At 48.6% G+C, this 4,200-nt stretch carries 4 protein-coding genes and 1 pseudogene; 1 reads left to right on the plus strand and 4 read right to left on the minus strand.

Going from position 1 to position 4,200, the window contains the following annotated elements; translation table 11 throughout:
* The 3 genes from WBV75_RS12435 to WBV75_RS12445 all read right to left on the minus strand — a co-directional run.
* Window positions 1–601, minus strand: a 601-nt coding sequence (locus WBV75_RS12435; RefSeq protein ID WP_424120910.1) for a prephenate dehydrogenase/arogenate dehydrogenase family protein, incomplete at its 3' end; no start/stop codon positions are given.
* Window positions 598–1,788 carry a pyridoxal phosphate-dependent aminotransferase gene (locus tag WBV75_RS12440; RefSeq protein WP_424120911.1) on the minus strand — a complete coding sequence of 397 codons (1,191 nt, stop codon included), beginning with the start codon at window positions 1,786–1,788 and terminating at the stop codon, window positions 598–600. The genes WBV75_RS12435 and WBV75_RS12440, both read right to left, overlap by 4 nt.
* Window positions 1,785–2,615 carry a prephenate dehydratase gene (locus WBV75_RS12445; RefSeq protein ID WP_424120912.1) on the minus strand — a complete coding sequence of 277 codons (831 nt, stop codon included), beginning with the start codon at window positions 2,613–2,615 and terminating at the stop codon, window positions 1,785–1,787. Before WBV75_RS12445 ends, WBV75_RS12440 begins: the two co-directional genes overlap by 4 nt.
* A 416-nt stretch (window positions 2,616–3,031) precedes the next feature.
* Here WBV75_RS12445 and gldA point away from each other — a divergent pair, with 416 nt between their 5' ends.
* Window positions 3,032–3,937, plus strand: a complete 906-nt coding sequence (gene gldA / locus WBV75_RS12450; RefSeq protein ID WP_424120913.1) for a gliding motility-associated ABC transporter ATP-binding subunit GldA — start codon at window positions 3,032–3,034, stop codon at window positions 3,935–3,937.
* Here gldA and WBV75_RS12455 read toward each other — a convergent pair.
* Window positions 3,934–4,200: pseudogene (locus WBV75_RS12455) on the minus strand (SIMPL domain-containing protein); the annotation flags it as partial. The gene gldA and the pseudogene WBV75_RS12455 overlap by 4 nt on opposite strands.

The raw sequence follows: 4,200 nt of genomic DNA on the forward strand, positions 1-4,200 counted from the left end.
TCCGCTCTTTTTCAATCACCGTTTTCCCCAGCATAAAGGCACTTATATGTGAAAGGTGTGAAACATAGGCAATATGCCGGTCGTGGGCTTCGGGATTCATATACCGTATCCGCATCCCCATCTTCCCAAAGAGGTCCAGTGCGCGTTCCTGAATCCGAAAGGCGGTTTGTTCCACTTCGCATATGATATTTGTTTTTCCTTCGAAAAGACCTGAAACAGCAGCTTGTGGTCCCGTAAATTCCGTTCCGGCGATTGGGTGGCAGGCCAAAAAATTACGTCTATGGCTATGTGTGGAAACGGCTCGGCAAATTTCAGCCTTTGTAGATCCCGCATCCAGAACAAGGGTGTGCTCCCCAACCGCATCCAGAACCCGGGGCAATTCATTCAAAAGACTATTGACGGGTATACTGAGCAAGACCAAATCCGCTACCTCCAAATCTCCATCCTCCATGGCCCGGTCTACCAGCCCCAGGGTTACGGCCATATCGAGATGGGTTTCATTGTGGTCCGCCCCGGCAATTTCAACCCCGGGTACCGCATTTCTCAGATCCCGGGCAAATGACCCCCCTATGAGTCCGACTCCTATAATTACTGCTTTCATCTTTCTGTTTCTTTAGTCAGGTTGTCTGCTGCGCGCACGGGTTCGAGGCGCTTGAGGGCTTCCCGGATCTGTTCCTGGGGTACACAGAGCGAAAACCGAATATAGCCCTCCCCCTGCGGGCCAAATACAGTACCCGGGGCGACAAAGATGTGTTTCTCATATAATAATTGATCCACGTAGGTTTCAGCATCCGGGCTGCCTTCCGGTAAACGCGCCCAGACAAACATCCCCACCGCCCTCGGGTCATAGCTGCAACCCAGACGGTCGGCTACCTGGAAAACACCTGCCCTGCGCACCCTGTAGGTCTCATCCAGGGCATCGAACCATTCAGACCCGCTTCTCAGGGCCGCTATGGCGCCTTTCTGAATTCCATAAAACATCCCGGAATCCATATTGCTTTTCACCTTGAGTACGGCCTGCAGGAGATCGGCATTGCCGAGGAGCATTCCCACACGCCAGCCCGCGAGGTTAAAAGTTTTACTGAGCGAATTCAGCTCCAGTACATATCCCTGTCCGTCCGGAATTTCAAGAATACTCAGGGGGTGACGACTCAATACAAAACTATAAGGGTTATCATTGACCAGGAGGATCTTGTTTCTTCGCGCAAAACGAACCAGTTCAAGGAGTTGCTGGCGCGTGGCTACGGCGCCGGTGGGCATATGTGGATAACTCACCCACATCAGTTTGACGCCATTCAATCCCCCCGCCTCCAGGGCTGCCAGATCCGGGAACCAGTTATTGGACTCGGTAAGGGCATAGGGAATTGCCTCTGCTCCCACCAACCGCGTTACCGACCCATAGGTGGGATACCCCGGGTCGGGAATCAACACCCGATCTCCGGGGTTCAGAAAAGCCATACTGATATGCATGATTCCCTCCTTTGATCCCATCAGGGGCAATACTTCTGACTGGGCATCCAATCCTACCCCGAATTTCTTTTGGTAGAAATCCGCAATGGTCTGTCGGAGCTCCGGAAGGCCCTGATAGCTTTGATACTGATGCGCCCCGGGATCCTTCAGGGAATCCGTCAGCGTTTGGAGTACTTCCGGCGAAGGGGGCAGATCCGGGCTACCAATTCCCATATTGAGAATGGGATGTCCAGCCTCCTTAAGCCCGCGTACTTCCCGCAATTTCCTGGAGAAGTAATATTCCTGAACCTTTTGTAATCTGTCAGCAATCTGTATCATATGCGTGCATTTTTATATTCTCCCAGGAGTTGAAAATCCTCCGTTAAAATAGAAATCAGGGATTTTGCCTTCTCAAAATCGGAATAATGTTCAAAAGTGACGTCGACAAAGAAGGAGTACTTCCAGGGGGTCTCAATAACCGGCAGGGATTGAATCTTGGTGAGGTTCAGGTTGCAATCGCTCATAACATTCAATACAGTTGCCAGACTGCCCCTTTTATGATCCGTAATAAACCGCAGGGAAGCCTTATCGATCTCTTCCCGGGGCAGGACTTTGTTCGTGGTTTTTACCACAATAAACCGTGTGGCGTTGTTTGGAATGGTCTGAATATCCCGGGCTAGAATGTCAAGGCCATATAAGGTGGCAGCCACCTGGGGCGCAATGGCTGCGATGCCCCTTAATTGCTTCTGGTGAATCTTATGAGCCGTTTCCGCCGTATCCACATCTTCTACCATTTTAATATGGGGTTGGGTTTTGAGATATTCCCTGCATTGCAACAAGGCCATCGGGTGACTTCGCACCTCGCTTAAATCCGATATCTCCTGACCCGGCAGGGCCATCAGATGGTGATGGATATTCAAATAGTGTTCTCCGATGATATGCAAATGATTTTCACACACCAGGGCATAATTGGGGATGATGGATCCTGCTATTGAATTTTCTATAGCCATAACCCCCTTGTCGGCCTTTCCTGCCAGGAGTGCATCCACAAGGGCGTGGAATGACAGGCATTCTACCAATTCCATATCAGATTTAAAAAAATCGTCCGCGACCTGGTGGTGGTTTGAACCCTTTATTCCCTGAATTGCCACTCGAACTGGCACCATTTGTGAGCTGTTTTTGTACAAAAAAAAATCCCGTTAAAACGGGACCCTATCTTACAAACTCTCTGCGTAGTCTACAACGGTCCCTGCCCTCTTCGGTAAAAGAAGTAGAAATAAAACCCGGTCCAGAAATACGTAGAAGTCATTGTTGTTACTATCTGTGGCTAAAGTAGCTATTAATTTGCAACTGCCATGGGGCATCCCATTTTTTTAGGATTTTTTCAGATTTCACCTCTTATGCTGAATTATTTATGGTAAAATGCACGCTTTACTGGAAATAATGCAGTGCAATGAACGGGATTATAGTCTTAAGATCACGCAAAATCTGCTTAAACCCATTTCGAACTGCAAGGGAGATTTCTGTTTTTTAAAAGCTTGTAATTCATCATTGTTTACTTTTACAATAAAATACACCCTACATGTCGATTAAGGTCTCCCATATCAGTAAGCGCTTTGGCTCCCAACTCGCGCTGTATGATGTCAGTTTTTCAACCCGAAAAGGAGAAGTAGTGGGCTTTCTCGGACCCAACGGAGCGGGAAAATCCACTTTGATGAAAATACTCACGACCAATCATAAAGCGGATACAGGTATGGCTGAGGTGAACGGTTTTGACGTCCGCTCCCAACCTCAGGACGTACAGCGGAGTGTTGGATATTTACCCGAACACAATCCCATGTACCTCGAGCTTTACATTAAAGAGTACCTGGAGTTCTGCAGGTCGGTATACGGGGTATCGCGAAGCAGGATTCAGGCAGTAATCGACCAAACGGGCCTGGGGCCGGAGGTCCATAAAAAAATCGGGCAGCTCTCCAAAGGTTACAGGCAGCGGGTAGGGCTCGCCGCAGCCCTCATTCACGAACCGGAAGTCCTCATTCTCGATGAGCCTACTACAGGTCTGGATCCGAATCAACTCCTGGAAATCCGGAAACTGATTCGAGAGGCCGGAAAGGAAAAAACCATCCTGCTTTCAACACATATCATGAAAGAAGTTGAAGCCGTTTGCGACCGGGTACTGATCATCGACCATGGGGTACTGGTTGCTGATGCCACTATGGATGAACTTAGAAAAGACGAAACCCAGATCGTAGAAGTTGAATTTGATTACCGGGTGGAAGAGGTGCTGCTCGAAAGACTCCCCCATGTGGATACGGTTAAAAATACGGGGGGGTTTGTATATGAATTGAGTTTTACCACTTCAAAAGACATGCGGGGTGTTGTATTTGATTTTGCGCATGACAATCAACTCAAGACCCTGCAACTGAGTCGCAAGACAAAAAACCTCGAAAACCTTTTTACAGAACTTACCCAGGGGGAGAAGGTTTAATCCTCCAGCTGAAAATCGATGGTCGTGACCACCCGTACCTTTTTGATTTGAGGGGTATTGGCATCCCGGTTGGTAATTGAGAAGAGCCCCTGCCGGGCAACGCGGATCTGACCTACTTCTGAATTGGAATCCCGTGCAAATTTCTCGGCCACCCCCCGGGCATTTTTTGTGGCTTCCTCAATCATTCCAGGTTTTAATGTATTGAGACCCGTAAAGATATATTCTATAGGTGCCCATTCGTTTTTAGACCCCATAACAATTCC

This window comes from Robiginitalea sp. (assembly GCF_049588695.1).
In the GTDB taxonomy this organism is placed as follows: Bacteria; Bacteroidota; Bacteroidia; order Flavobacteriales; family Flavobacteriaceae; genus Robiginitalea.

Bases quoted from the DNA above. Each gene is read 5' to 3' on its own strand.
- WBV75_RS12445 (WP_424120912.1), bottom strand. From the start codon at position 2,615: ATGGTGCCAGTTCGAGTGGCAATTCAGGGAATAAAGGGTTCAAACCAC.
- gldA (WP_424120913.1), top strand. From the start codon at position 3,032: ATGTCGATTAAGGTCTCCCATATCAGTAAGCGCTTTGGCTCCCAACTC.
- WBV75_RS12440 (WP_424120911.1), bottom strand. From the start codon at position 1,788: ATGATACAGATTGCTGACAGATTACAAAAGGTTCAGGAATATTACTTC.